The 22,553-nt window shown below is 68.2% G+C and carries 20 protein-coding genes and 2 tRNA genes; 15 read left to right on the forward strand and 7 right to left on the reverse strand.

Annotated features, from left to right (window positions below):
- Nucleotides 1–374 precede the first annotated feature (374 nt).
- From gyrB to ACFZDE_RS18735, 4 genes are all read left to right on the forward strand, one after another.
- Nucleotides 375–2,435, forward strand: coding sequence for a DNA topoisomerase (ATP-hydrolyzing) subunit B (gene gyrB, locus ACFZDE_RS18720; RefSeq protein WP_390998528.1), 2,061 nt, complete (start codon nucleotides 375–377; stop codon nucleotides 2,433–2,435).
- A 42-nt stretch (nucleotides 2,436–2,477) separates the two neighbouring features.
- On the forward strand, nucleotides 2,478–5,072 hold the full coding sequence (gene gyrA / locus ACFZDE_RS18725; protein ID WP_391200813.1) for a DNA gyrase subunit A: 2,595 nt from the start codon (nucleotides 2,478–2,480) through the stop codon (nucleotides 5,070–5,072).
- Nucleotides 5,073–5,091: 19 nt separating this feature from the next.
- Entirely contained in the window at nucleotides 5,092–5,901 is an 810-nt protein-coding gene (locus ACFZDE_RS18730; RefSeq protein WP_391200816.1) for a DUF3566 domain-containing protein, read from the forward strand.
- A 121-nt stretch (nucleotides 5,902–6,022) separates the two neighbouring features.
- Nucleotides 6,023–6,099: transfer RNA gene (locus tag ACFZDE_RS18735), tRNA-Ile, on the forward strand.
- Nucleotides 6,100–6,410: 311 nt separating this feature from the next.
- On the opposite strand, the gene ACFZDE_RS18740 is transcribed toward ACFZDE_RS18735, so the two are convergent.
- Nucleotides 6,411–6,779 (reverse strand): DUF6344 domain-containing protein, encoded by a 369-nt coding sequence (locus ACFZDE_RS18740; RefSeq protein ID WP_390998535.1) that lies wholly within the window; start codon nucleotides 6,777–6,779, stop codon nucleotides 6,411–6,413.
- A 337-nt stretch (nucleotides 6,780–7,116) separates the two neighbouring features.
- Between ACFZDE_RS18740 and ACFZDE_RS18745 the strand changes: the two genes are divergently transcribed.
- A complete protein-coding gene (locus ACFZDE_RS18745) occupies nucleotides 7,117–7,245 on the forward strand; it encodes a DLW-39 family protein (RefSeq protein WP_003999697.1) in 129 nt (42 codons plus the stop codon).
- A gap of 93 nt (nucleotides 7,246–7,338) precedes the next feature.
- Nucleotides 7,339–8,820: a hypothetical protein gene (locus ACFZDE_RS18750; RefSeq protein WP_391200818.1), complete on the forward strand. Its 1,482-nt coding sequence runs from the start codon at nucleotides 7,339–7,341 to the stop codon at nucleotides 8,818–8,820.
- 22 nt (nucleotides 8,821–8,842) lie between these two features.
- Here the strand turns inward: ACFZDE_RS18750 and ACFZDE_RS18755 are convergent, their stop codons facing one another.
- Nucleotides 8,843–10,321, reverse strand: a complete 1,479-nt coding sequence (locus tag ACFZDE_RS18755) for a protein kinase (RefSeq protein WP_391200820.1) — start codon at nucleotides 10,319–10,321, stop codon at nucleotides 8,843–8,845.
- A 302-nt stretch (nucleotides 10,322–10,623) separates the two neighbouring features.
- The gene (locus ACFZDE_RS18760; protein WP_031105349.1) at nucleotides 10,624–11,172 is read right to left on the reverse strand and encodes a DNA-binding protein; all 549 of its coding nucleotides are present in this window, start codon (nucleotides 11,170–11,172) and stop codon (nucleotides 10,624–10,626) included.
- 181 nt (nucleotides 11,173–11,353) lie between these two features.
- On the opposite strand from ACFZDE_RS18760, the gene ACFZDE_RS18765 reads away from it, so the two are divergent.
- Nucleotides 11,354–11,426 (forward strand) — tRNA-Ala (locus ACFZDE_RS18765).
- Nucleotides 11,427–11,586: 160 nt separating this feature from the next.
- Here the strand turns inward: ACFZDE_RS18765 and ACFZDE_RS18770 are convergent.
- The gene (locus tag ACFZDE_RS18770; RefSeq protein ID WP_390998545.1) at nucleotides 11,587–12,288 is read right to left on the reverse strand and encodes a DUF5324 family protein; all 702 of its coding nucleotides are present in this window, start codon (nucleotides 12,286–12,288) and stop codon (nucleotides 11,587–11,589) included.
- A 339-nt stretch (nucleotides 12,289–12,627) separates the two neighbouring features.
- Here ACFZDE_RS18770 and ACFZDE_RS18775 point away from each other — a divergent pair, with 339 nt between their 5' ends.
- On the forward strand, nucleotides 12,628–13,155 hold the full coding sequence (locus ACFZDE_RS18775) for a peptidylprolyl isomerase (protein ID WP_391200822.1): 528 nt from the start codon (nucleotides 12,628–12,630) through the stop codon (nucleotides 13,153–13,155).
- An 88-nt stretch (nucleotides 13,156–13,243) separates the two neighbouring features.
- The gene (locus ACFZDE_RS18780) at nucleotides 13,244–14,134 is read left to right on the forward strand and encodes a rhomboid family intramembrane serine protease (RefSeq protein WP_391200825.1); all 891 of its coding nucleotides are present in this window, start codon (nucleotides 13,244–13,246) and stop codon (nucleotides 14,132–14,134) included.
- 254 nt (nucleotides 14,135–14,388) lie between these two features.
- Here the strand turns inward: ACFZDE_RS18780 and crgA are convergent, their stop codons facing one another.
- On the reverse strand, nucleotides 14,389–14,643 hold the full coding sequence (crgA, locus tag ACFZDE_RS18785; RefSeq protein WP_030846986.1) for a cell division protein CrgA: 255 nt from the start codon (nucleotides 14,641–14,643) through the stop codon (nucleotides 14,389–14,391).
- 139 nt (nucleotides 14,644–14,782) lie between these two features.
- Here crgA and ACFZDE_RS18790 point away from each other — a divergent pair, with 139 nt between their 5' ends.
- The 6 genes from ACFZDE_RS18790 to ACFZDE_RS18815 are packed head-to-tail and all read left to right on the forward strand — an operon-like array spanning nucleotide 14,783 to nucleotide 19,042.
- Nucleotides 14,783–15,565, forward strand: coding sequence for a DUF881 domain-containing protein (locus ACFZDE_RS18790; RefSeq protein ID WP_390998553.1), 783 nt, complete (start codon nucleotides 14,783–14,785; stop codon nucleotides 15,563–15,565).
- A 20-nt stretch (nucleotides 15,566–15,585) separates the two neighbouring features.
- Complete coding sequence (locus ACFZDE_RS18795; RefSeq protein ID WP_390998556.1) at nucleotides 15,586–16,263, forward strand: class E sortase; 678 nt, start codon at nucleotides 15,586–15,588, stop codon at nucleotides 16,261–16,263.
- Between the two features lie 17 nt (nucleotides 16,264–16,280).
- Entirely contained in the window at nucleotides 16,281–16,478 is a 198-nt protein-coding gene (locus tag ACFZDE_RS18800) for a hypothetical protein (RefSeq protein ID WP_390999147.1), read from the forward strand.
- A complete protein-coding gene (locus ACFZDE_RS18805; protein WP_306927411.1) occupies nucleotides 16,475–17,113 on the forward strand; it encodes an aminodeoxychorismate/anthranilate synthase component II in 639 nt (212 codons plus the stop codon). The genes ACFZDE_RS18800 and ACFZDE_RS18805 overlap by 4 nt, the downstream gene beginning before the upstream one ends.
- Complete coding sequence (locus tag ACFZDE_RS18810; RefSeq protein WP_391200828.1) at nucleotides 17,110–18,279, forward strand: class E sortase; 1,170 nt, start codon at nucleotides 17,110–17,112, stop codon at nucleotides 18,277–18,279. The genes ACFZDE_RS18805 and ACFZDE_RS18810 overlap by 4 nt, the downstream gene beginning before the upstream one ends.
- A 13-nt stretch (nucleotides 18,280–18,292) precedes the next feature.
- Nucleotides 18,293–19,042, forward strand: a complete 750-nt coding sequence (locus ACFZDE_RS18815; protein WP_391200830.1) for a class E sortase — start codon at nucleotides 18,293–18,295, stop codon at nucleotides 19,040–19,042.
- A gap of 104 nt (nucleotides 19,043–19,146) precedes the next feature.
- Here the strand turns inward: ACFZDE_RS18815 and ACFZDE_RS18820 are convergent, their stop codons facing one another.
- Nucleotides 19,147–20,178, reverse strand: coding sequence for a restriction endonuclease (locus ACFZDE_RS18820; protein WP_391200832.1), 1,032 nt, complete (start codon nucleotides 20,176–20,178; stop codon nucleotides 19,147–19,149).
- Nucleotides 20,179–20,371: 193 nt separating this feature from the next.
- Nucleotides 20,372–22,393 carry a Stk1 family PASTA domain-containing Ser/Thr kinase gene (gene pknB / locus ACFZDE_RS18825; RefSeq protein WP_391200834.1) on the reverse strand — a complete coding sequence of 674 codons (2,022 nt, stop codon included), beginning with the start codon at nucleotides 22,391–22,393 and terminating at the stop codon, nucleotides 20,372–20,374.
- Nucleotides 22,394–22,553: the final 160 nt, after the last annotated feature.

A 22,553-nucleotide genomic window follows, 5' to 3' on the forward strand; every position in this document is an offset into this window, starting at 1 on the left:
GTCTGCTCTTTCGGAGCGCCGGAGGCGGCTTCGTCGTGGGCCCGCACACGGTTGCGAATCGCGACCTGACTCCGAAGTAGCAAAGGGTTGACGGCCGGAAGCGCTGAGTGCCTCCGTGAGCCTCTTGGAGCCCCCATCCGCATATCGGGAGTCGGACAAGACCCGTCGAGGGCGGCACATGCGGACTCAGGTACCGGCAAACCCCCATCAGTGTCAGTGCTACCGGTAGACTGGAAGCAATCCCGCCCCACTCGCTGGGGACCGTCCGGGAAAAGCTGAGCAACGCTGATCAAGGCTTACCAACGCAACATGCCGCAGCCGCTCCGGCAACCCGCCGACGAGCCTGGCTCGTGCTGTGCCAGAAAGGGCGCTTCGTGGCCGATTCCGGCAACCCCAACGAGAACATTCCGTCCACCGACGCCGGCACCACCGGCGCGGTCACCTCGTCGAACGGCGAGGTGACCGCCTCGTACGACGCCAGCGCCATCACCGTCCTCGAGGGTCTGGACGCGGTCCGCAAGCGACCCGGTATGTACATCGGCTCGACCGGTGAGCGCGGACTCCACCACCTGGTGCAGGAAGTCGTCGACAACTCCGTCGACGAGGCGCTCGCCGGGCACGCGGACACCATCGACGTCACGATCCTCGCCGACGGTGGCGTGCGGGTCGTCGACAACGGCCGTGGCATCCCGGTCGGCATCGTCCCCTCCGAGGGCAAGCCGGCCGTCGAGGTCGTGCTGACGGTCCTGCACGCGGGCGGTAAGTTCGGCGGCGGCGGCTACGCGGTCTCCGGCGGTCTGCACGGCGTGGGTGTCTCCGTCGTCAACGCCCTGTCCACCAGGGTCGCGGTGGAGGTCAAGACCGACGGCCACCGCTGGACGCAGGACTACAAGTTGGGCGTCCCGACGGCCCCGCTCGCCAAGCACGAGGCCACCGACGAGCACGGCACCTCGGTCACCTTCTGGGCCGACCCGGACATCTTCGAGACCACGGACTACTCCTTCGAGACGCTGTCGCGGCGCTTCCAGGAGATGGCGTTCCTCAACAAGGGCCTGCGCATCAACCTCACCGACGAGCGCGAGTCGGCGAAGGCCACCGCCGGCGCGGACGAGGCGGGCGAGGACGAGAAGCACGAGGTCAAGAGCGTCTCGTACCACTACGAGGGCGGCATCGTCGACTTCGTGACGTACCTCAACTCCCGCAAGGGAGACCTGGTGCACCCCACCGTCATCGACCTCGAGGCCGAGGACAAGGACAAGAGCCTGTCCCTCGAGGTCGCGATGCAGTGGAACGGCGGCTACACCGAGGGCGTGTACTCCTTCGCCAACATCATCCACACCCACGAGGGCGGTACGCACGAAGAGGGCTTCCGCGCCGCGCTGACCTCGCTGATCAACAAGTACGCGCGCGACAAGCGGCTGCTGCGCGAGAAGGACGACAACCTCACGGGTGACGACATCCGCGAGGGTCTGACGGCGATCATCTCGGTCAAGCTGAGCGAGCCCCAGTTCGAGGGCCAGACGAAGACCAAGCTGGGCAACACCGAGGTGAAGACCTTCGTGCAGAAGGTCGTCTACGAGCACCTCACGGACTGGCTGGACCGCAACCCCAACGAGGCCGCGGACATCATCCGCAAGGGCATCCAGGCGGCCACCGCACGCGTGGCGGCCCGCAAGGCCCGTGACCTCACGCGGCGCAAGGGCCTGCTGGAGACGGCGTCCCTGCCGGGCAAGCTCTCCGACTGCCAGTCGAACGACCCCACCAAGTGCGAGATCTTCATCGTCGAGGGTGACTCCGCCGGTGGCTCGGCCAAGTCCGGCCGCAATCCGCAGTACCAGGCGATCCTCCCGATCCGCGGCAAGATCCTGAACGTCGAGAAGGCGCGGATCGACAAGATCCTGCAGAACCAGGAGATCCAGGCGCTGATCTCGGCCTTCGGCACCGGAGTCCACGAGGACTTCGACATCGAGAAGCTGCGCTATCACAAGATCATCCTGATGGCCGACGCCGACGTCGACGGCCAGCACATCAACACCCTGCTGCTGACCTTCCTGTTCCGCTTCATGCGGCCCCTGGTCGAGGCCGGGCACGTGTACCTCTCCCGCCCGCCGCTCTACAAGATCAAGTGGGGCAAGGACGACTTCGAGTACGCGTACTCCGACCGCGAGCGCGACGCCCTGATCGAGATGGGCCGCAACGCGGGCAAGCGCATCAAGGACGACTCGGTGCAGCGCTTCAAGGGTCTCGGTGAGATGAACGCCGAGGAGCTGCGCATCACGACCATGGACCAGGAGCACCGCGTGCTGGGCCAGGTCACCCTCGACGACGCCGCCCAGGCCGACGACCTGTTCTCGGTCCTCATGGGCGAGGACGTCGAGGCCCGCCGCGCGTTCATCCAGCGCAACGCCAAGGACGTCCGCTTCCTCGACATCTGAGTCGGTCTCAGCTGACCGCACAGGGAAGGATCTTCACCAGCAATGACCGACGAGAACACTCCCGTGACGACGCCCGAGGGTGACGCCCTCGCCATGCGCGTCGAGCCCGTCGGGCTCGAGACGGAGATGCAGCGCTCGTATCTCGACTACGCGATGTCCGTCATCGTCTCGCGTGCGCTGCCGGACGTCCGTGACGGCCTCAAGCCCGTCCACCGCCGCGTCCTGTACGCCATGTACGACGGCGGCTACCGCCCCGAGCGCGGCTTCTACAAGTGCGCCCGCGTCGTCGGCGACGTCATGGGCAACTACCACCCGCACGGCGACTCCTCCATCTACGACGCGCTGGTCCGCCTGGCCCAGCCGTGGTCGATGCGCATGCCGCTCGTCGACTCCAACGGCAACTTCGGCTCCCCGGGCAACGACCCGGCCGCGGCCATGCGGTACACCGAGTGCAAGATGGCGCCGCTGTCGATGGAGATGGTCCGCGACATCGACGAGGAGACCGTCGACTTCACGGACAACTACGACGGCCGCTCCCAGGAGCCGACCGTCCTGCCGGCCCGCTTCCCGAACCTGCTGATCAACGGCTCGGCCGGTATCGCGGTCGGTATGGCCACCAACATCCCGCCGCACAACCTGCGCGAGGTGGCCGCCGGAGCCCAGTGGTACCTGGAGAACCCCGAGGCCTCCCACGAGGAGCTCCTGGAAGCGCTCATCGAGCGCATCAAGGGCCCGGACTTCCCGACCGGCGCGCTGGTCGTGGGCCGCCGGGGCATCGAGGAGGCGTACCGCACCGGCCGCGGATCCATCACGATGCGCGCGGTCGTCGAGGTCGAGGAGATCCAGAACCGCCAGTGCCTGGTGGTCACGGAGCTGCCGTACCAGGTCAACCCGGACAACCTCGCCCAGAAGATCGCCGACCTCGTCAAGGACGGCAAGATCGGCGGCATCGCGGACGTCCGTGACGAGACCTCCTCGCGCACCGGCCAGCGCCTGGTCATCGTGCTGAAGCGGGACGCGGTCGCCAAGGTCGTGCTGAACAACCTCTACAAGCACACCGACCTGCAGACGAACTTCGGCGCCAACATGCTGGCGCTGGTGGACGGCGTGCCGCGCACGCTCTCGCTGGACGCGTTCATCCGCCACTGGGTGACGCACCAGATCGAGGTCATCGTCCGCCGTACGCGCTTCAGGCTGCGCAAGGCCGAGGAGCGGGCGCACATCCTGCGCGGTCTGCTGAAGGCCCTGGACGCCATCGACGAGGTCATCGCGCTGATCCGGCGCAGCGACACCGTCGAGATCGCCCGCGGCGGCCTGATGAGCCTGCTGGAGATCGACGAGATCCAGGCCAACGCCATCCTCGAGATGCAGCTGCGCCGGCTGGCCGCCCTGGAGCGCCAGAAGATCGTCCAGGAGCACGACGAGCTCCAGGCGAAGATCAACGAGTACAACGAGATCCTCGCGTCTCCGGTCCGCCAGCGCGGCATCGTCAGCGCCGAACTGGCCGCGATCGTGGAGAAGTTCGGCGACGACCGCAAGACGACGCTGATCCCCTACGAGGGCGACATGTCCATCGAGGACCTGATCGCCGAGGAGGACATCGTCGTCACGGTCACCCGGGGCGGCTACATCAAGCGCACCAAGACCGACGACTACCGCGCCCAGAAGCGCGGCGGCAAGGGCGTGCGCGGCACGAAGCTCAAGGAAGACGACATCGTCGACCACTTCTTCGTGTCCACCACGCACCACTGGCTGCTGTTCTTCACGAACAAGGGCCGGGTCTACCGCGTGAAGGGCTACGAGCTGCCCGACGCCGGCCGGGACGCGCGCGGTCAGCACGTGGCGAACCTGCTCGCCTTCCAGCCGGACGAGGCGATCGCCGAGATCCTGGCGATCCGCGACTACGAGGCGGTTCCCTACCTCGTGCTCGCCACCAAGGCCGGCCTTGTGAAGAAGACGCCTCTGAAGGATTACGATTCGCCCCGTTCCGGCGGTGTGATCGCCATCAACCTGCGTGAGGGTCAGGACGGTTCGGACGATGAACTGATCGGAGCCGAACTGGTCTCGGCGGACGACGATCTGCTTCTGATCAGCAAGAAGGCCCAATCGATCAGGTTCACTGCATCGGACGACACCCTGCGCCCCATGGGCCGTGCCACCTCGGGTGTCAAGGGCATGAGCTTCCGCGAGGGCGACGAGCTGCTCTCGATGAATGTTGTTCGACCCGGTACGTTCGTGTTCACTGCCACAGACGGCGGGTACGCGAAGCGGACCAACGTCGACGAGTACCGCGTCCAGGGTCGCGGCGGCCTCGGTATCAAGGCCGCCAAGATCGTCGAGGACCGCGGATCCCTCGTGGGCGCGCTGGTGGTCGAGGAGACCGACGAGATCCTCGCCATCACGCTGTCGGGCGGTGTGATTCGTACGCGAGTCAACGAGATCAGGGAAACCGGCCGTGACACCATGGGCGTCCAACTGATCAATCTGGGCAAGCGCGATGCCGTCGTGGGCATCGCTCGCAACGCCGAGGCGGGGCGCGAGGCGGAGGAGGTCGACGGCGACGTGGTCGTCGACGAGACCGCCGAAGGCGCCGTGACCACCGGCACGGACGAGGGTGAGGCGCCCTCGGCCGAGTAGGCACGAGGAGTGAGTCAGCGTGAGCGGAGCCACGGGCGCCGGACCGGCCGGAACCTCGAGGGGTACGGAAGCGGACGACGGCGGCCGTGGCTCCGCCGCGCGTGCGGCGGACCCGCACACGACCAACCTGAAGGCGATCAAGTCCCCGACCAAGGACACGTCCTCGCCTGACGGGCATGAATCACAGGGGGGAACTGTGACGGACACCAGAGGTCCGCAGACCCAGAAGAACAAGCCCGGCCCGGGCGCGTCCGCCACCGCCGCGCAGCCGCAGCCGGCCGCGCAGGAGCCGGCCACGGCCTCGCCGCTGCCCGGGGAACGGCAGACGCAGCAGCAGGCTGCCGGGCCGTACCACCCGCCGCAGGCCTATCCGGCGCAGCAGGGGGCGGCCGGGGGCGCGGAGGGCGGCGCCGCTGGTGCCGTGCGGCGTCCGCGCACGGGGGCGCGCACCACGCCGCGTGTCCGCAAGGCGCGGCTGCGGGTGGCGAAGGCCGACCCGTGGTCGGTGATGAAGGTGAGCTTCCTGCTCTCCATCGCCCTGGGCATCTGCACGATCGTCGCGTCCGCCGTGCTGTGGATGGTCATGGACGCGATGGGCGTCTTCTCGACGGTCGGCGGCACGATCTCCGAGGCCACCGGCTCGAACGAGTCCAACGGCTTCGACCTCCAGGCCTTCCTGTCGCTGCCCAACGTCCTGATGTTCGCGTCGATCATCGCGGTCATCGACGTCGTCCTGGCGACCGCTCTCGCGACCCTCGGCGCGTTCATCTACAACCTCTCCGCGGGCTTCGTGGGCGGCGTCGAGCTGACCCTCGCCGAGGACGAGTGACAGCACCTCTGCCGTGCCTCTGTGGCTGCCCTGACGGTGCCCCGACAACCGATTTTGGGACTGCCCACGTCGTGCGCTAATCTTCAGGAGTCAGCGCGCGGGACACACCGCAGAGCGCGGCGGGGCTATAGCTCAGTTGGTTAGAGCGCATCCCTGATAAGGATGAGGCCACAGGTTCAAATCCTGTTAGCCCCACCAGCGAAAAGACCTCCGGTCCACCAGGACCGGGGGTCTTTCGCATTTCAGACGGGGAAGCTGGGCCGAGGGGCCTCACCGACCGCCGTCGGTTCCGGCACAGCACCTCGTCAGGGCAAAGATGATCAGAAGGTCGAGTGTCGTCACGGCGCCGGCGAACAGGGGCGCGCCGCTCAGCCTGTCGTCCTGGCCGGCCCTCCGTCCTCTGTATGGGCATGCCCTGCCCCGGGGCTGGGGCAGGGCATGCGTAAGCCCGGCCGCTCTGTGAGCTGCCGGGCTCTGTACGCAGATCGCTAGGGTCGTGCTTACGGGGTTCAGCGCTTCAGCGGCGTGAGATGGTCCGCGTCGGCGTCGGGGTCCTCGTCGGTGCAGTCGGTGCCGGGCGCGGACGCCGTGTCCGCGGGTGAGCGGTGCCGGCAGCGAGGGGTCTTGCCGTGGGCCTCGGCGCGGATGCGCTGCTTCATCGTGGGGGGCAGGGCTCTGGGGGAGGACCAGGGGAACATCGCCGGTGCCGCCGTCCGCTGCTGCGGGATGCTCGCGCCGTTGCTGTTGGTGTTGCTCTTCTGCTCGGTCTGCGGTACGGCCGCGGCGGCGGTCGTGGTGACGAGTCCGAGCGCCGTGCACAGCGCGATGAATGCGGTGACGATGGTGGTCCACACCTTCATGACCTTGTTCCGGGCCATGGCCCCTCACTTTCGGGTTGGGCGATTTGCGTACTTTCCTCATGATGTGTATGGGGGCCGCGAAGTGGTGGACCTCCGCCCGTGGCGCGGCGATGTTCAGATGAACACCACCCGGATGGCCCCAAGAGCGGCGAAAAGGTAGGGAGAGGGGAGGAGGGAGGTCAAAGTAACCGTCCGTCGGGGTGTGATCACCCTCCGATCGGAGCGGTGTACTCCGCTTCTATCCCGGTCACGGGGACGGGAGTTGAGGGCCGACTCAGGTCACCGATCGGTCTCGGTCGGTGTGTATAGTCGGGCGCCAGAGGTCCCCTACGTCAACGAAAGACGAGGTCGCGCGGTGAAGAAGCTTCTCCTGGTCGCACTGGCCGCCATCGGCGGGCTCCTCGTGTACCGCCAGATCCAGGCGGATCGCGCCGAGCAGGATCTGTGGACGGAGGCGACTGACTCCGTGCCCACGGGTTCGTGAGTCACGACAACCCAGACCGAGCACACCCCGGCCGCCTCGCGGTCGGGGTTTTGTGTGCCGAGGGCCGGTCGTGAACCCGGCCCGCGCGGCAGGATGGGCCACAGGTGGCACGACTTCGTGACCGGCGACGGTGAGGGGTGGCGCGTGAGGGGTCGGTGTCGTACGGAACGGCGTCGTACGGCGTGGAAGCGGCGCGCGGGGGCGTGGAGCGCAGGGGCGTGGAGCCCGGGCGGGTGGGGCGCAGGGGCGTGGAGCGCAGGAGTGTGGGGCGCGGGGGCGTGGCGCCGCCGTCCGGTGGTTGGCTTGCGCGTCGGCGCCGCCGCCGTGGTGCTGGGGGCGACCGCGGTCGTACTGCCCGGACAGGCCGCCGCAGCCGGAAAGGCCGACCGCACCCCGAGCCCGTACGCCTTCGCCGACGGCGCGCAGAGTGTCGAGGGAGCGCGAAGCACCGCGGACGCCGCCCCGCTGAAACCCGGCTCGACCTACCGGAGCTCCCTGCCGAGCAACGGCGAGGTCAGCTACCGCCTCGACCTCGACGCCGCGTCGAACGCCTACGTCTCCGTCACCGCCGTACCCCCCGCCGACAGCACCGTCTCCGTCATCGACGGGGTCAAGGTGAGCGTGCAGGACGCCGAGGGCCACACCTGCTCCACCGACACCCAGAGTTTCGGGGCCGCACGCAGCCCCCACCCCATCGCGGCCTGGGGCAGACGCGACACCGGCAGACCACTGTGCCAGAAGGCCGGCGCCTACTTCGTGACCGTGGAACGCGCCGACCCCGACGCCGAGGGCTCCTCGCCGGACACCTGGGACCTCGAACTCGTCGCGATGACGGAACCCGGCGAAGCGAAGACCGGCGCGACCAGCGCACCCGGGGCATGGAACTCCGCAACGCCCCAGCCGCTCCCGGGGGAGCCCGAGCGCCGGAAGGGCGGCGCCGGATTCAGCCGAGCCACCCCCATCGACCAAGGTGTCTGGCGGGACGACATCCGGCCCGGCCAGACCCTCTTCTACGCGGTGCCGGTCGACTGGGGGCAGCAGGTGGCCGTCACCGCGGAACTCGGCAGCTCGGGCTCCGGCCGCACCGGCTACACGTCCGACGCGCTCGACGTGGACCTCTACAACCCCGCACGCGGCCGCGTCGCCGACATCGGGGTCGGCTACGACGGCGACCAGAAGTCCGGCAGCCTCCCTCCCCTGCCACCGGTCGACCACGCCAACCGCTACGCCCCCACCGCCCAGGTCGGCGCACTGCGCTTCGCCGGTTCCCACTACCTCGTCGCCCACCTCTCCGAGGCCGTCGCGAACACCTTCGGGGACGGGCCGTACGCGATGACCCTGCGGGTCCGCACGAGCGGGCAGCCCAGGAGCGGGCCCGAGTACGCGGGGGAGTCCGTGCCGAAGGGCGTCTTCGAGGTCTCCGACGAGGACCGGGAGGCGGCCGCGGAAGGAGTGGCCGCGGGCGACGACACCGCCATGAGGGCGCTCGCCGTGGGCGGCATCGGCACCGGGAGCGCCCTGCTCGTGGGACTCGGCGTCTGGACGGTGATGGCCAGGCGGAGGACCCCGGCGTAGCACGCGTGCGCTGCCGGACCCCTCAGATGCGGGTGAGGGCCCAGAAACCCACCGCGTAACAGGCCAGCGCCAGGAGCAGCAGCGGCACCACCACCCTGGCCGCAGGCCCGGCATGGGAAGGCCGCTGTGCCCGGTGCCGTGACGGCGTTTGGCCGACCACGGGGGTTTGCGGGCTCGGGGCGGTGTAGGAGGCCGTGGAGGCGTCCATGTGGTACTGCTCCGCAGGGGGCAGGGGCGGGCCCGAGTACACCGGTGGAAGTGGCTGGGCGGGGGACAGGCGGTGCGTCGGATCGTGGGGCGAGACGGGCGCCTGCCGATACGGAGCCGGCCCGGCCGGTGGCACGGGCGTGGGCGTGGGCGTGGGCGACGAGGTGACGGAGGCCTGCGGAGGCGGCAGATGGAAGCTGCCGGTGTCCGACATCGACGGCAACGGGGTGGAGTCGGGGCCGGTGGCGCGGCGCGGGTCGGCCGGCACCGCCTCGGCATCCGGCCGCCGCCGCTCGGCGTGCTGCCCGCCGGACACCGGGGAATCGCCCGCGTCGCCCCCTCGCCGGGACGGGTTCTCGCCGATCCTGGAGGAATCGGACGGCCCCTGCCCCGGCCCCAGCCCCTTCGCTCTCTCCAGCGGCCCCTCGGGCGCGAACCCCGGGGGAAGCGGACCGAGTTGGTCGAAGATCTCGATCAGCTCGTCGTCCGGCCCCGGCTCCTCAAGCAGCTCCGCGGCGGCGGCGAGGGCCTTGCGCGCCCCCGTGGCCGTACGGAACCGCGCCTGAGGGTCCGGCTGCAGCAACATTGCCACCACCTGCCACAGCGGCTCCGGGATGCCCTTGGGCGCACCGGGCGTGCCGTGCTCGGCGAAGTACTGGATGAGCGCCTTGCTGTCCGGCTTGGCCCCCTCCAGCAGATACAGCGCGACCAGCCCTACCGCGAACAGGTCGGCGGGGAAATCCGGTTCGGCGCCCATCAACTGCTCGGGAGCGAGATAGCCAGGCGTCCCGACGACCAGGTTGGTCTCCGTCAGGCGGGGCTCACCCAGCCGCATCGCGATACCGAAGTCGGACAGCCGCAGCCGCGGCCGGCCCGTGCCCGTGGCCTCCAGCAGCACGTTGGCGGGTTTGACGTCACGATGCACGACGTCCTCCGCGTGCACCGCGGCCAGGCCCGCCAGCAGCTGGTCGAGCAAAGTGCAGACGAACTGCGGTGGGAGAGGTCCGTAGTCCCCGACGAGATGGACCAGGGAACCGCCCGCGACCAGATCCATGGTGAACAGGACCTTGTCGTCGTCGGCGGCCCAGCTGGTGGGCGCCAGCACATGGGGATGGTCGATCCGCAGCGCCTGCTCCCTGACGAACCGCAGCAACGAGTGCGCGTCGCTCTGCAGCAGGACCTTGGCGGCCACATAGCGACGGCGGCGGTGGTCCCAGGCACGCCAGACGGCACCGACCCCTCCGCGTCCGATCGGGTCGACCAGTTCGTACCGGCCGGCGAACACCTCACCCATGGCTGTACGTCGCTCCTCCCCCTGCGCCTTCCCCCCTTGCTTCCCCCTCGGCGAGCGCTACGACTCCCCGACGGGCGAAACAGCACCACGAAACACCTGAATCCCCTGAATCCCCCGGGCCCCCAGGACCACACGGGACTCCCCCGGACTCCCCCGAGTCCTTCGACGATCTGTACATCCCCCTCGCGTCGGCCGGTCCCCCGTACGTAACACGCCCCCTCGTGCCCGTCCGTGCGCGACGCGTCCCCCGTCACCTCACCCGCAACCCGCTGCCGAACCCCCTTCAGCGCCGGGCGGCGGGATCAGTTCTGGTGGGACTGGTAATGCGTGACGGCGTCCGAGGTGCGGCCCGCGCCGTAGACCCGGAGGAACTCCGCCAGTTCCGGATGGGTCGGAGCGAGGGTGTCGGCGGCGTCGATGATGTCACCCGCCGCCGCGACCGACCGCAGCAGCGACTGGATCTCACGGACGACCCGCTTGACCGTCGGCGCCCCCGAACTGCTCGTCGTCTGCGTGGTGTTGCTGAGCACCGACCCCCCTTGTGACTTCTTGATCTCCTCCATCCGCTCGGTGGCCTCGGCGGCGCTCACGCTGCCGTCCGCGACCTGCCCCGCCAGATCCTGCAACAGCTGCACCCGCTGCACGACAGCCGGATTGCCGATCTTCGCCCGCTGACCACTCATCAGCTGCGACAGCATCGGCGCGGACAGTCCCAGAACCCCCGCGAGACGAGCCTGGTTGAGACCAAGATCGTCGATAAGCCTACGGAAGAGCGCCCCCAGCGGCTCCCCATACCAGTTCCGCTGCAGTTCCCGCGCTCTTGCGGTCGCTTCCTGCTGTGCGGCGTCCATTGCGTCTCCCCATCGCTTCCCCATGTACGGCGGTTCGCGGTAGCGAACCACGCCGAGCATCTTACGGAGAGTGGTCGGCGACGGGGACCCCCAATCTTTTTGCGGAACCACGGGGGTGACCCGGTACTCTGGTCTCCGACGCCCGCCGGGACGCGGTTTCTCCGGCCGGACGTCCCCTTAAGGGGCCTTAGCTCAGTTGGTAGAGCGCTGTCTTTGCATGGCAGATGTCAGGGGTTCGACTCCCCTAGGCTCCACATCCCAGAAATGCCCTCCGAACTGCGAGAACGCAGCATCGGAGGGCATTTTTCGCACGCCGGCGCAGCTAGGGGCGGCCCTGTTTCACGTGAAACAGAGCGGTGGGGCGGGAGACCCTCAAGTCTCCCGCCCCACCGCGCTGTTGAATCCGGTGCGCCCTCAGGAACGGTCGTCGCGGCCGGCCGCCTCATCCTCGGCCTGCTTGGCCTCGACCTCCGGGTCCAGGACCGACGGGCCCGTGCCGTCCACGGACGACAAGTGCCCCGACTCGGGAACCTCCGTCGCCGCCGGCGGCTCCACCAGCCAGTCCGGGTTGGCCTGCTTGTCCCACCACTTCCACGCGGCGAAAGCACCACCGGCCACAGCGCCCAGGATCACCAGCGTCTTCATGACCTTGCCGGCCTTCGCCCGCCGCTCATGCCTGCGGACCAGCCGCTGGATCTCCTTGGACGTGACCTGACCGCGCAGCGCGGCCAGCGCGGCCGTACTCCGGGCCGCGGCCTCCGTCGTGACAGGCACGGCCGCGGCCACCGCCTGCTCGATCCTCGGCCTGGAGTACTCCGCCGCCTGACGGGCGGCCTTGCGCGTGCGCTCGGCGGCTTCCTGGGCGGCCTGGTCGACCTTCGGCGGCACATGCGTGCGGGCCTGCTCCAGATACGGCTGCACATGCGTGCCGTACTGGACGCGCGCCTGCCCTGCGGCCTGCGTCACCTTGGGCGCTAGCCGTACGCGTGCCTCGTGTGCGTAGTGCGCGGCCCTGTCCTTGGCCGTGTCGGCGTAGGGCGCCACCACTTCCGCGGCGTGCAGCACGCTGTCCTTCGCCGAACCAGTCGCGGCGCGCACGCTGTCGATGCGGGTCACGGGTTCCTCCTCCTCGGTGGCGTACGGTATTTCGACTTTCCACCCTTTTACGGATCATGCCTCCTGGCGCACGACCAGGCATGCGCGGAAGGGCATCCGGGTCACACACACCGGCATCTGTGAACCGATCACGTGCGATAGCGGACGAATAAGGGGCAACAGGAGCTTGTCGTCGACAATGCCACGGATCGCCGCCCGGCGCCCCCGCCCCGCGACCACTGGCCTGAATTTCTGCGGACACCCGCCGAGGGTTTCCCCCCGACGCACCGAGGCCGGGCGACGCGAGCACCGGACCGTGCGAGGATCAGGGGGTCACGGAAAGACAACGGAAGGCAGATCGTGGCCGAGCAGCTCTACGCCACCCTGAAGACCAACCACGGCGACATCGAAGTCCGGCTCCTGCCGAACCACGCGCCCAAAACGGTCAAGAACTTCGTCGAGCTCGCCCAGGGCGAGCGCGAGTGGACCCACCCCGAGACGGGCGAGAAGTCCACGGCCAGGCTCTACGACGGCACGGTCTTTCACCGGGTGATCAGTGGCTTCATGATCCAGGGCGGCGACCCGCTGGGCAACGGCACCGGCGGCCCCGGCTACCAGTTCGAGGACGAGTTCCACCCCGACCTGCGCTTCGACAAGCCCTACCTGCTGGCCATGGCCAACGCCGGCCCCGGCACCAACGGCTCACAGTTCTTCGTCACCGTCTCCCCGACGGCCTGGCTGAACCGCAAGCACACCATCTTCGGCGAGGTCACCGACCCGGCCAGCCAGAAGGTCGTCGACACCATCGCCACCATCCAGACCAACCCGCGCACCGACCGGCCGCTCAACGACGTCGTCATCGAATCCGTCGTCATCGAGACCCGCTGAGTGCGACCGCTCCCGCAGGGAACCAATCGCCCCGCTTATCCGTAAGGATGGGCGGGGCGAGCTTTACTCACACAACCTAGGGGAGACCATGGACGACCAGGCTGCGGGCAGCCCGCAGGACGCCCACAGCGTCCCCATGTGCTACCGCCACCCCGACCGCGAAACCGGCATCCGCTGCACCCGCTGCGAACGCCCGATCTGCCCCGAGTGCATGGTCAACGCCTCCGTCGGCTTCCACTGCCCCGAATGCGTCCGCACCGGCTCCGGCACAGGACACTCGCCCACCGCCACCATGCCCCGCACCATCGCCGGCGGCTCCATCGCCGCCGACCCCCGGCTCCTGACCAAGATCCTCATCGGGATCAACCTGGCCGTGTTCATCGCCGTCCAGGTCCACGAGTCGCTGCTCAACGACATCGTCCTCCTCGGCGCCTGGCCGCCCGCCCCCTTCACACCCACCCAGGGCGTGGCGGGAGGCGAGTGGTACCGCATGGTGACCTCGATCTTCACCCACCAGGAGATCTGGCACATCGCGTTCAACATGCTCAGCCTGTGGTGGCTCGGCGGACCACTCGAAGCGGCCCTCGGACGCGCCCGCTACCTCGCCCTCTACTTCATCTCCGGCCTCGCCGGCAGCGCCCTCGCCTACCTGCTGGCCTCCCCGAGCACCGCGACCCTGGGCGCCTCCGGCGCGATCTTCGGCCTCTTCGGCGCCACGGCCGTGCTGATGCGCCGGCTCAACTACGACATGCGGCCGATCATCGCGCTGCTCGTGATCAACCTGATCTTCACCTTCAGCCCAGGCTTCAACATCTCCTGGCAGGCCCACATCGGAGGCCTGGTCGCCGGTGTCGTCGTCGGATACGCCATGGTCCACGCCCCGCGGGAGCGCCGCGCACTGGTCCAGTACGGCACCTGCGCCCTGGTCCTGGCTGTGGTCGTGCTCGTGACCGTTCTGAGGACGGCGCAGCTCGCCTGACCAGGCGTTGTCCACAGCGGGTGTCGGATCTTGTGCATACGGTGCGGGAACATGTGTGCCCCCTGGCGCTGACTTGAGTTTCCGCAGGTCAGGCAGGGGGCGAACAAGTTTTCGAGCGCCGGTACTTCCGTCATACCGGCGTCAACGTCCAACGGGTTATCCACAGATCGTCTTCATTATCCCCATGTGGATAACTGCTGTGGATAACTCAGCGAACACCCCTGGGCAGAGGTGCGTTCACCGCAGCGTGGCCGCTACTTCCACTGGGTCGAGACGCCGAATCCGGCGGCGATGAAGCCGAAGCCCACCACGATGTTCCAGTTGCCCAGCGAGTCGATGGGCAGCGAGCCGTCGGTGACGTAGAAGACGACGATCCAGGCCAGGCCGATCAGGAACATGGCCAGCATGACCGGCGCGACCCAGGCACGGTTGCTCAGCTTGATGGCGGTCGTCTGCTTGGCAGGCGGCGGCGTGTAGTCGGCCTTCTTGCGGATACGTGACTTCGGCACGAGGGTCTCTCCTGTCGATGCGCTGCGTGGCCGCGCAGGTAACTGGGTCGGTCTCGGGGCAGCGTAAGGGGACTCCGATTGCTCCCCCGGGCGTCCGTTAGCGTAGTGCTTCCGCCGCGCCGAAGGAGATAAGGGTACGTTGAGCAATTCTGCCGACTCCCCCGGGACGGGATCCACCCCTGAGCGCGTGCGCCGTTTTCGGCCCGTGCGTGTCCTCACGGCGGCGGTGTTCGCTCTCGCGGGGCTCATCTTCTTCACCAGCTTCGACACCGCCAAGGGCACCAACATCCGCACGGACAGTTCGCTGCTGAAGCTGTCGGACCTCATCCATGAGCGCAGCCAGGAGAACGGCGAGCTGGACGAGACCAACGGCACCCTGCGCCAGGAGATAGAGGCGCTGGCCGAGCGGGACGACGGCAGTACCAAGGCGGAGGACGACAAGCTCGCGGCTCTGGAGAAGCGTGCGGGGACGCAGAAGCTCACGGGTGAGTCGCTGACGGTCACGCTGAACGACGCTCCGCCGGACGCCACCGCCAAGCTTCCGGGCTATCCGGAGCCGCAGCCCGACTATCTGGTCATTCACCAGCAGGATCTGCAGGCCGTGGTGAACGCGATGTGGCAGGGCGGGGCCAAGGGGATCAAGGTCATGGATCAGCGGCTGATCTCCACGAGTGCCGTGCGCTGCGTGGGTAACACGCTGATCCTTCAGGGGCGGGTGTACTCGCCGCCGTACAAGATCACGGCGGTCGGTGAACCGGGGAAGCTGCAGAAGGCGCTCGCCGCGTCTCGGGCGATCCAGAACTACATGGTCTACGTCAATGTCTATGGGCTCGGCTGGAAGGTTGAGGAGAACGGCCCGGTGACCCTGCCCGGCTACTCGGGCACAGTGGATCTGCGTTACGCGAAGCCCGTGGAGGAGTAGCCGGACCGGGGGAGCTGCCGGTGCGCGTGATCGTCAGGACCGTCAGCGAACTGTGTATCACCGTCGGCAGTCTGATCGTGCTGTTCGTCGTCTATGTGCTGTTCTGGACCGGGGTGAAGGCCGACGGTGTCATGGACGATCAGATCGACCTGCTGCGCAGGGAGTGGTCCAAGCCCCGTCCGCCGGCCGCCGGGTCCCCTGTGGGGCCGGTGAAGCCGGGGCCCTACGCCGAGGGCAGGCCTTTCGCGATCATGTACATCCCGCGGCTTGGTTTCACGTGGAACAAGCCCGTGCTGGAGGGGACGGCGACCGGCACGCTGAAGAAAGGGCTCGGTCACTATGCCGAGACGGCTCAGCTCGGGCAGAGGGGGAATTTCGCGGTCGCCGGTCACCGCCGCACCTACGGGGACCCGTTCAAGGACTTTCCCGAGCTCAGGCGGGGTGATGCCGTGGTGCTGACCGACGGCACGACCTGGTTCACGTATCGGATCGACAAAGGCCCGTACAAAACAGTGCCCTCGGACATCGAGGTGATCGACCCTGTGCCACGTACTTCCGGGTACACGCGTTCGGGCCGGTATCTGACGTTGACCACGTGCGAACCGGAGTGGGGGCACAGTCACCGTCTGATCGTCTGGGCGCACCTGGACTCCACCCAGCCTGTGGAGGCCGGGAAACCGGAGGCGTTGCGCCGTTAGTCTGGTGGCTGTACGGCGTGGGTCTGGTGCCGTGGTACGACGGAAGGGACGGCATGTACGGCTGGATCTGGCGGCATCTGCCGGGGAGCACGTGGGTGAAGGCAGTGATCTCACTCGTCCTGGTCGTGGCCGTGGTCTACGTCCTCTTCCAGTACGTCTTCCCGTGGGCGGAACCGCTGCTGCCCTTCAACGATGTGACGGTGGACAACCAGTGAGCGCGCGCATTCTCGTCGTCGACAACTACGACAGCTTTGTCTTCAACCTGGTCCAGTACCTCTATCAGCTCGGTGCCGAGTGTGAGGTGCTGCGCAATGACGAGGTGTCGACGGCGCACGCCCAGGACGGTTTCGACGGGGTTCTGCTGTCTCCGGGGCCCGGCACGCCCGAGCAGGCGGGGGTGTGCGTGGACATGGTGCGGCACTGCGCCGACACGGGTGTTCCGGTGTTCGGTGTCTGCCTGGGCATGCAGTCGATGCAGGTGGCGTACGGCGGGGTGGTGGATCGGGCGCCGGAGCTGCTGCATGGCAAGACCTCGCTGGTCGAGCACGGTGGTGGTGGTGTCTTCGCCGGTCTGCCTTCGCCTTTCACGGCGACGCGGTATCACTCGCTGGCCGCTGAGCCGGCGACGGTTCCGGCGGAGCTGGAGGTCACCGCGCGTACGCACGACGGGATCGTGATGGGGCTGCGGCACCGTGAACTGCCGGTCGAGGGTGTGCAGTTCCATCCGGAGTCGGTGTTGACGGAGCATGGGCACCGGATGCTGGCCAACTGGCTGGTGGAGTGTGGTGACCAGGGTGCGGTGGCGAGGTCGGCCGGGCTCGCCCCGGTGGTGGGCAGGGCCTCGGCGTGACCGCCCTGCGCCCCGAGCGCGAGTCCGACACCTCGTACGGGCAGCAGTCGTACGGGGCGCGGGGTGCGTTCGAGGAGTGGTCGGGCGGGGAGACGTACGGGGTGTCCGCTCAGCCGCCGTCGCAGTCGCAGCAGCCGTACGGGTCGTACGAGCCTGTTCCGGAGGAGGCGTATCTGCCGCCTGCCGACGAGGAGACGGTGGCGCTGCGGATACCGGATCCGCCGCCGGGGGTGGGTGACTTCACGGCGGGCTCCGGAGGCACTGCGCGCTCTGGGGGCTCTGGGGGCTCTGGGGGCTCTTCCGGGTCTCGGCGGGGTGAGCCTGCCCCTGGGGGGCGTGCGGCCCGTAGGAAGGCCGCCAAGCGTCGTCATGGGCGTCATGGGGGTGTGTCGGACACCCTGTCGGCCGCGGAGGCCGGTGCTGAGGGCGGGGCGGGCCGGTCGCGGGCGCCGTTGTCGCGGGTCGAGGCGCGGCGGCAGGCGCGGGCGCGTAAGCCTGGGCCTGCGGTTGTCGCGAGCCGGGCGATCGGTGAGGTGTTCATCACCATGGGTGTGCTGATGCTGTTGTTCGTCACGTATCAGCTGTGGTGGACGAACGTGCGGGCGCATGCTCAGGCCGGCCGGGAGGCGAGCAGCCTGCAGAACGACTGGGCGAGCGGGAAGCGGAACCCGGGGGTGTTCGAGCCGGGGCAGGGTTTCGCGATCCTGCATATTCCGAAGCTGGACGTGGTGGTTCCGATCGCGGAGGGCACGAACAGCAAGGGTGTGCTCGACCGGGGCATGGTCGGTCATTACGCCGAGGGGGCGCTGAAGACGGCGATGCCTGGTGACAAGAGCGGCAATTTCGGGCTGGCGGGGCATCGCAATACGCACGGAGAGCCGTTCCGGTACATCAACAAGTTGGCTCCGGGCGATCCGATCGTCGTGGAGACGCAGGACGAGTACTTCGTCTACAAGATGGCGTCGATCCTGCCGGTGACGTCGCCGAGCAACACGAGCGTGCTGAATCCGGTGCCCGCGGGCTCCGGGTTTACCGAGCCCGGCCGTTACATCACGCTGACCACGTGCACGCCGGAGTTCACCAGCAAGTACCGGATGATCGTCTGGGGCAAGATGGTCGAGGAACGGCCGCGCAGCAAGGGCAAGCCGGATGCGCTCGTCAGTTAAGGGCAGATGACCAGTGGCAGCGACCACCGACACCGATCATGAGAAGTTCACCGGCGGGGGGTCCCGGCGGCCTGCGGCGCGTCGCAGGCCCGGCCCGGTGGCCATGGCGGTCAGCTTCTTCGGGGAACTCCTCATCACCACGGGCCTGGTCCTGGGGTTGTTCGTCGTCTACTCGTTGTGGTGGACGAACGTGGTCGCCGATCGTGCGGCGGGCAAGCAGGCCGACGAGGTCCGTGAGGGCTGGGCGCACGGCCGGGGCGGGCCGGGTGCGCTGGATACCGGGAACGGGATCGGTTTCCTGCACGTTCCCGCGATGAGCGGCAGTGAGGTCCTGGTCGAGAAGGGGACGTCGAACAAGATCCTCAACGATGGTGTCGCCGGCTACTACGTCGACCCCGTGAAGGCGACCCTGCCGATGTCGGGCAAGGAGGGCAACTTCTCCCTCGCCGCCCACCGTGACGGTCACGGGGCGAAGTTCCACAACATCGACAAGATCAGGAAGGGCGACCCGATCGTCTTCGAGACGAAGGACAAGTGGTTCGTCTACAAGGTCTACGACATCCTCCCGGAGACCTCGAAGTTCAACGTCAAGGTCCTCTCCAAGGTCCCGGAGGAGTCCGGCAAGAAGAAGCCGGGCCACTACATCACGTTGACGACCTGCACGCCGGTGTACACGAGCACGTACCGGTATGTGGTGTGGGGTGAGCTGGAGCGGGTGGAGAAGGTGAACAGCGAGCGGACACCGCCGAAGGAACTGGGTTGATCGCCTTCCTCGTGGAGGGTGAGCCGCTAGCATGACGGAGGCCCGAAGCCGCAACTTTTCCTTGCGACTTCGGGCCTTTTGGTGGTCGGGCCTCGGTCGGGCGGCTACTCCAGGACGGGCAGGGCCGTTCCGGCGCTCCATTCCTCGACCAGGCCGCGGTGGACGGCGGTGATGCCGCTTTCGGCGGCGATGTTGAGGGCGTCGCGGGTGAAGGGGCAGGTCGCCACGAACAGGGCCACCTCGGAGTCGTGGAGGACCTTGGCGGCTCCGAGGAACTTCTGGAGTTCGGGGCTGGTGATGGAGAGGTGGGGGGCGAACCTCTTGCACTGGACGACGACGCGCCGCCCGTCGGCGGTGAGCGCGGTGATGTCGATGCCCCGGTCCCTTCCGCCGCCTTGGACGACGACGCCGGTGCAGCCGTCGCGGCGGAGCAGCGCGGCGACGTGCTCTTCGAACTCGCGCCCGTTCATGGCGTCCATGGCGGCCATCACTCCGGCGAGGGGGCGGTTCTCGTGGGGGCTTTCCAGCCGCTGGAGCCGGGTGTGGTGCTGTCGGAGTCGCTTCTCGATCCGTTGGACGCCTGCCCGGAGGGCGATGAGCTCTCGCCGGTGCTCGCTCGACGTTTCGATCAGGGCGTTGAACATGGGGACGACGGTGGTCCCCAGGACGCGGGTGATGCGCTGGTCGATGCGGGCGTCGAGGGAGGCAGCGTCCATCGACATGGAGTTTTCCACAGGCTGTGTGCGTGCCAGGGATTCCGTGTCGAGGAGGTACACACGCACCTGACGTGCGACTTCGCTGTCTCGGAGCAGCATGGCGATGTTGAGGACGGCGCGCCGGGGGAAGAGGGCGAGGGAGGGGGTGCGGGAGCGGATTCCACTGAGGTTCTTGAAGGACCTCAGTTCGTTGCCGGTCAGCAGTCGGTAGCCGCTGGCTTGCAGCTCGGGTCGGTGGTCCTTGACGAGCGATTTGATGGCTTCGAGACCGACGTCGAAGTACGACGCCACCATCGCGGTCGTCACATGCATCCCGTCCGGCAGCAGTGACAGTGCCTTGACCCTGTCGAGTACGTCCGTGTGGTCGAGCACGCTGCCGCGCAGGGTGGGTGATTCCAGCAGGGCCGTTTCGTTGATCACGTTCTGTCCTTCGGCTCGTGTGGCCGGGACGGGGTTCTGATTCCCCACCCCACCCGGTGAACGAGTCGGGACATATGAAGACACGATCGATGGACGCACGTTCTTGCGGGTCTGCCGTCGGCTGGGTACGGCAGAGCCCCCGGCCTGGGTGGGGCCGGGGGCTCTGGGGTGGGTCGGTGTGGTGCGGGCGGGGTCAGTCGTCCCTGTTGCCGTTGAGGCCGCCGAAGATTCCGCCGTTGCCGTTGCCGCCGTTGTTGTTGCCTCCGACGCCGACGGTCTGGAGGGTGATCGTCGTGGCGGCGGGGTCGTCGACCTCCTGGTTGGGGCCGGGGTTTTGGCCGGCGACGAGGGCGTTGTCGCTCTGGTCGCTGCCGCCCGCGAACTGGATGTTGGTGAAGCCGGCCTGCGCGAGGATCTGCTTGGCCTGGCCGACCGTCTGGCCGACGACCTGCGGGACCTTGACCTTCTCCTGCTGCTTCTTCTTGCCGATCTGGATGTTGACCGAGGAGTTCGGGTCGACCGAGGTGCCGGCCTGCGGGGTGGTCTGGATGACCTTGCCGACCTGGTTGTCGTCGTCGGTCTCGACCTCGGTGCAGTTGCCGACCAGTTCGCTGGCCTGCATCTGCTGCTTGGCCGCGTCGCAGGTCTGGCCGAGTACGTCCGGGACGGTGGACTTCTCGGCTTCCTTGGCGACGGTCAGGGTGATCGTGGAGCCCTTCTCCACTTCTTCACCCGTGGTGGGGTTCTGGTCCAGGACGGTGCCCGGTTCCTCGGGGGACGTGCGGGGCTTCGTCTCGATCTTGAACTCGTACTTGTCGCCCGCCAGCTTTTCCTTGGCCTCGTCGACACTCAGGCCGGTGACGCTGGGAACCGTCACCTTCGGCGCGCCCGTCGACACGACCAGGGAGATGGTGTCGCCCTTGTTGACCGTGTCCCCGGCCTTCGGGTCCTGCGAGCAGATGTTGCCCTTGGCCTGCGCTTCGCAGGGCTTGTTGGAGAACGACAGCTCGAGGTCGGAGTTGTCGGCCAGTTGCTGGGCGCTCTTCTTCGTCTCGCCGACGAAGTTGGGCGCCGCGAGGGAGTCGTTGCCGACGCCCCCGTCCCCGCTGAACGCCCACCGGCCGATCAGGATCGCGCCGACCAGGACGAGGATGCCGGCCACCACCAGCAGGATCGTGGAGGTGTTGGACTTGCGTTGCTGGCCGCGGCGTCGGTCGGGGCGTTCGTCGTAGCCGTAGCCGCCGTCGTCGGGGTTCATGGGGGGGAGCATGGACGTGGCGCCGGCGCCGGAGTCGGCGCGCAGGGCCGTCGTCGGCTGGTCGTCGGGGTAGCCGCCGTAGCCCGCGGCGCCCATCGCGGCGGTCGCGGCGACGGGCTGGCCGTCGAGGCAGGCCTCGATGTCGGCGCGCATCTCGTCGGCGGACTGGTAGCGGTAGTCCGGGTCCTTGACGAGGGCCTTCAGCACGATCGCGTCCATCTCGGGCGTGATCTCGGGGTCGAAGACGCTCGGGGACTGCGGCTCCTCGCGGACGTGCTGGTAGGCCACGGCCACGGGGGAGTCGCCGACGAAGGGCGGGCGGACGGTCAGCAGCTCGTAGAGCAGACAGCCGGTGGAGTACAGGTCGGAGCGGGCGTCGACCTGCTCGCCCTTGGCCTGCTCCGGGGAGAGGTACTGGGCGGTGCCGATGACCGCGGAGGTCTGTGTCATCGTCATGCCGGAGTCGCCCATGGCGCGGGCGATGCCGAAGTCCATGACCTTGACCTGGCCGTTGCGCGTGAGCATGACGTTGGCCGGTTTGATGTCGCGGTGGACGATGCCGGCGCGGTGGGAGTACTCGAGGGCCTGGAGGATGCCGATGGTCATCTCCATGGAGCGCTCGGGCAGCAGCTTGCGGCCGGAGTGCAGCAGCTCACGCAGGGTCGAGCCGTCCACGTACTCCATGACGATGTACGGGATCGACACGTTGTCGATGTAGTCCTCGCCCGTGTCGTAGACCGCGACGATCGCGGGATGGTTGAGCGAGGCGGCCGACTGGGCCTCCCGGCGGAACCGGGCCTGGAAGGAAGGGTCACGCGCGAGATCCGCGCGCAGCGTCTTCACCGCCACGGTGCGGCCGAGGCGGGTGTCATGCGCGAGGTAGACCTCCGCCATGCCACCACGCCCGAGCACCTGGCCCAGTTCGTACCGGCCGCCGAGGCGACGCGGCTCTTCCATAGCTACCTACCAGCCCTCTCCGTCGGTCCCGACCGGCATGCTTGTACGGTCGGAGGCTGCCGTCCGGGCCTACCGTACCCGGCTCGCTTTGTGTGACCTGGCCAAGCCCGTCAGCCGATACAGGACCGGTATCGCAACGTGCAACGATGTGAAGCAGGCG

Origin of the sequence: Streptomyces sp. NPDC007929, from assembly GCF_042959065.1 — a bacterium.
Classification (GTDB): domain Bacteria; phylum Actinomycetota; class Actinomycetes; order Streptomycetales; family Streptomycetaceae; genus Streptomyces.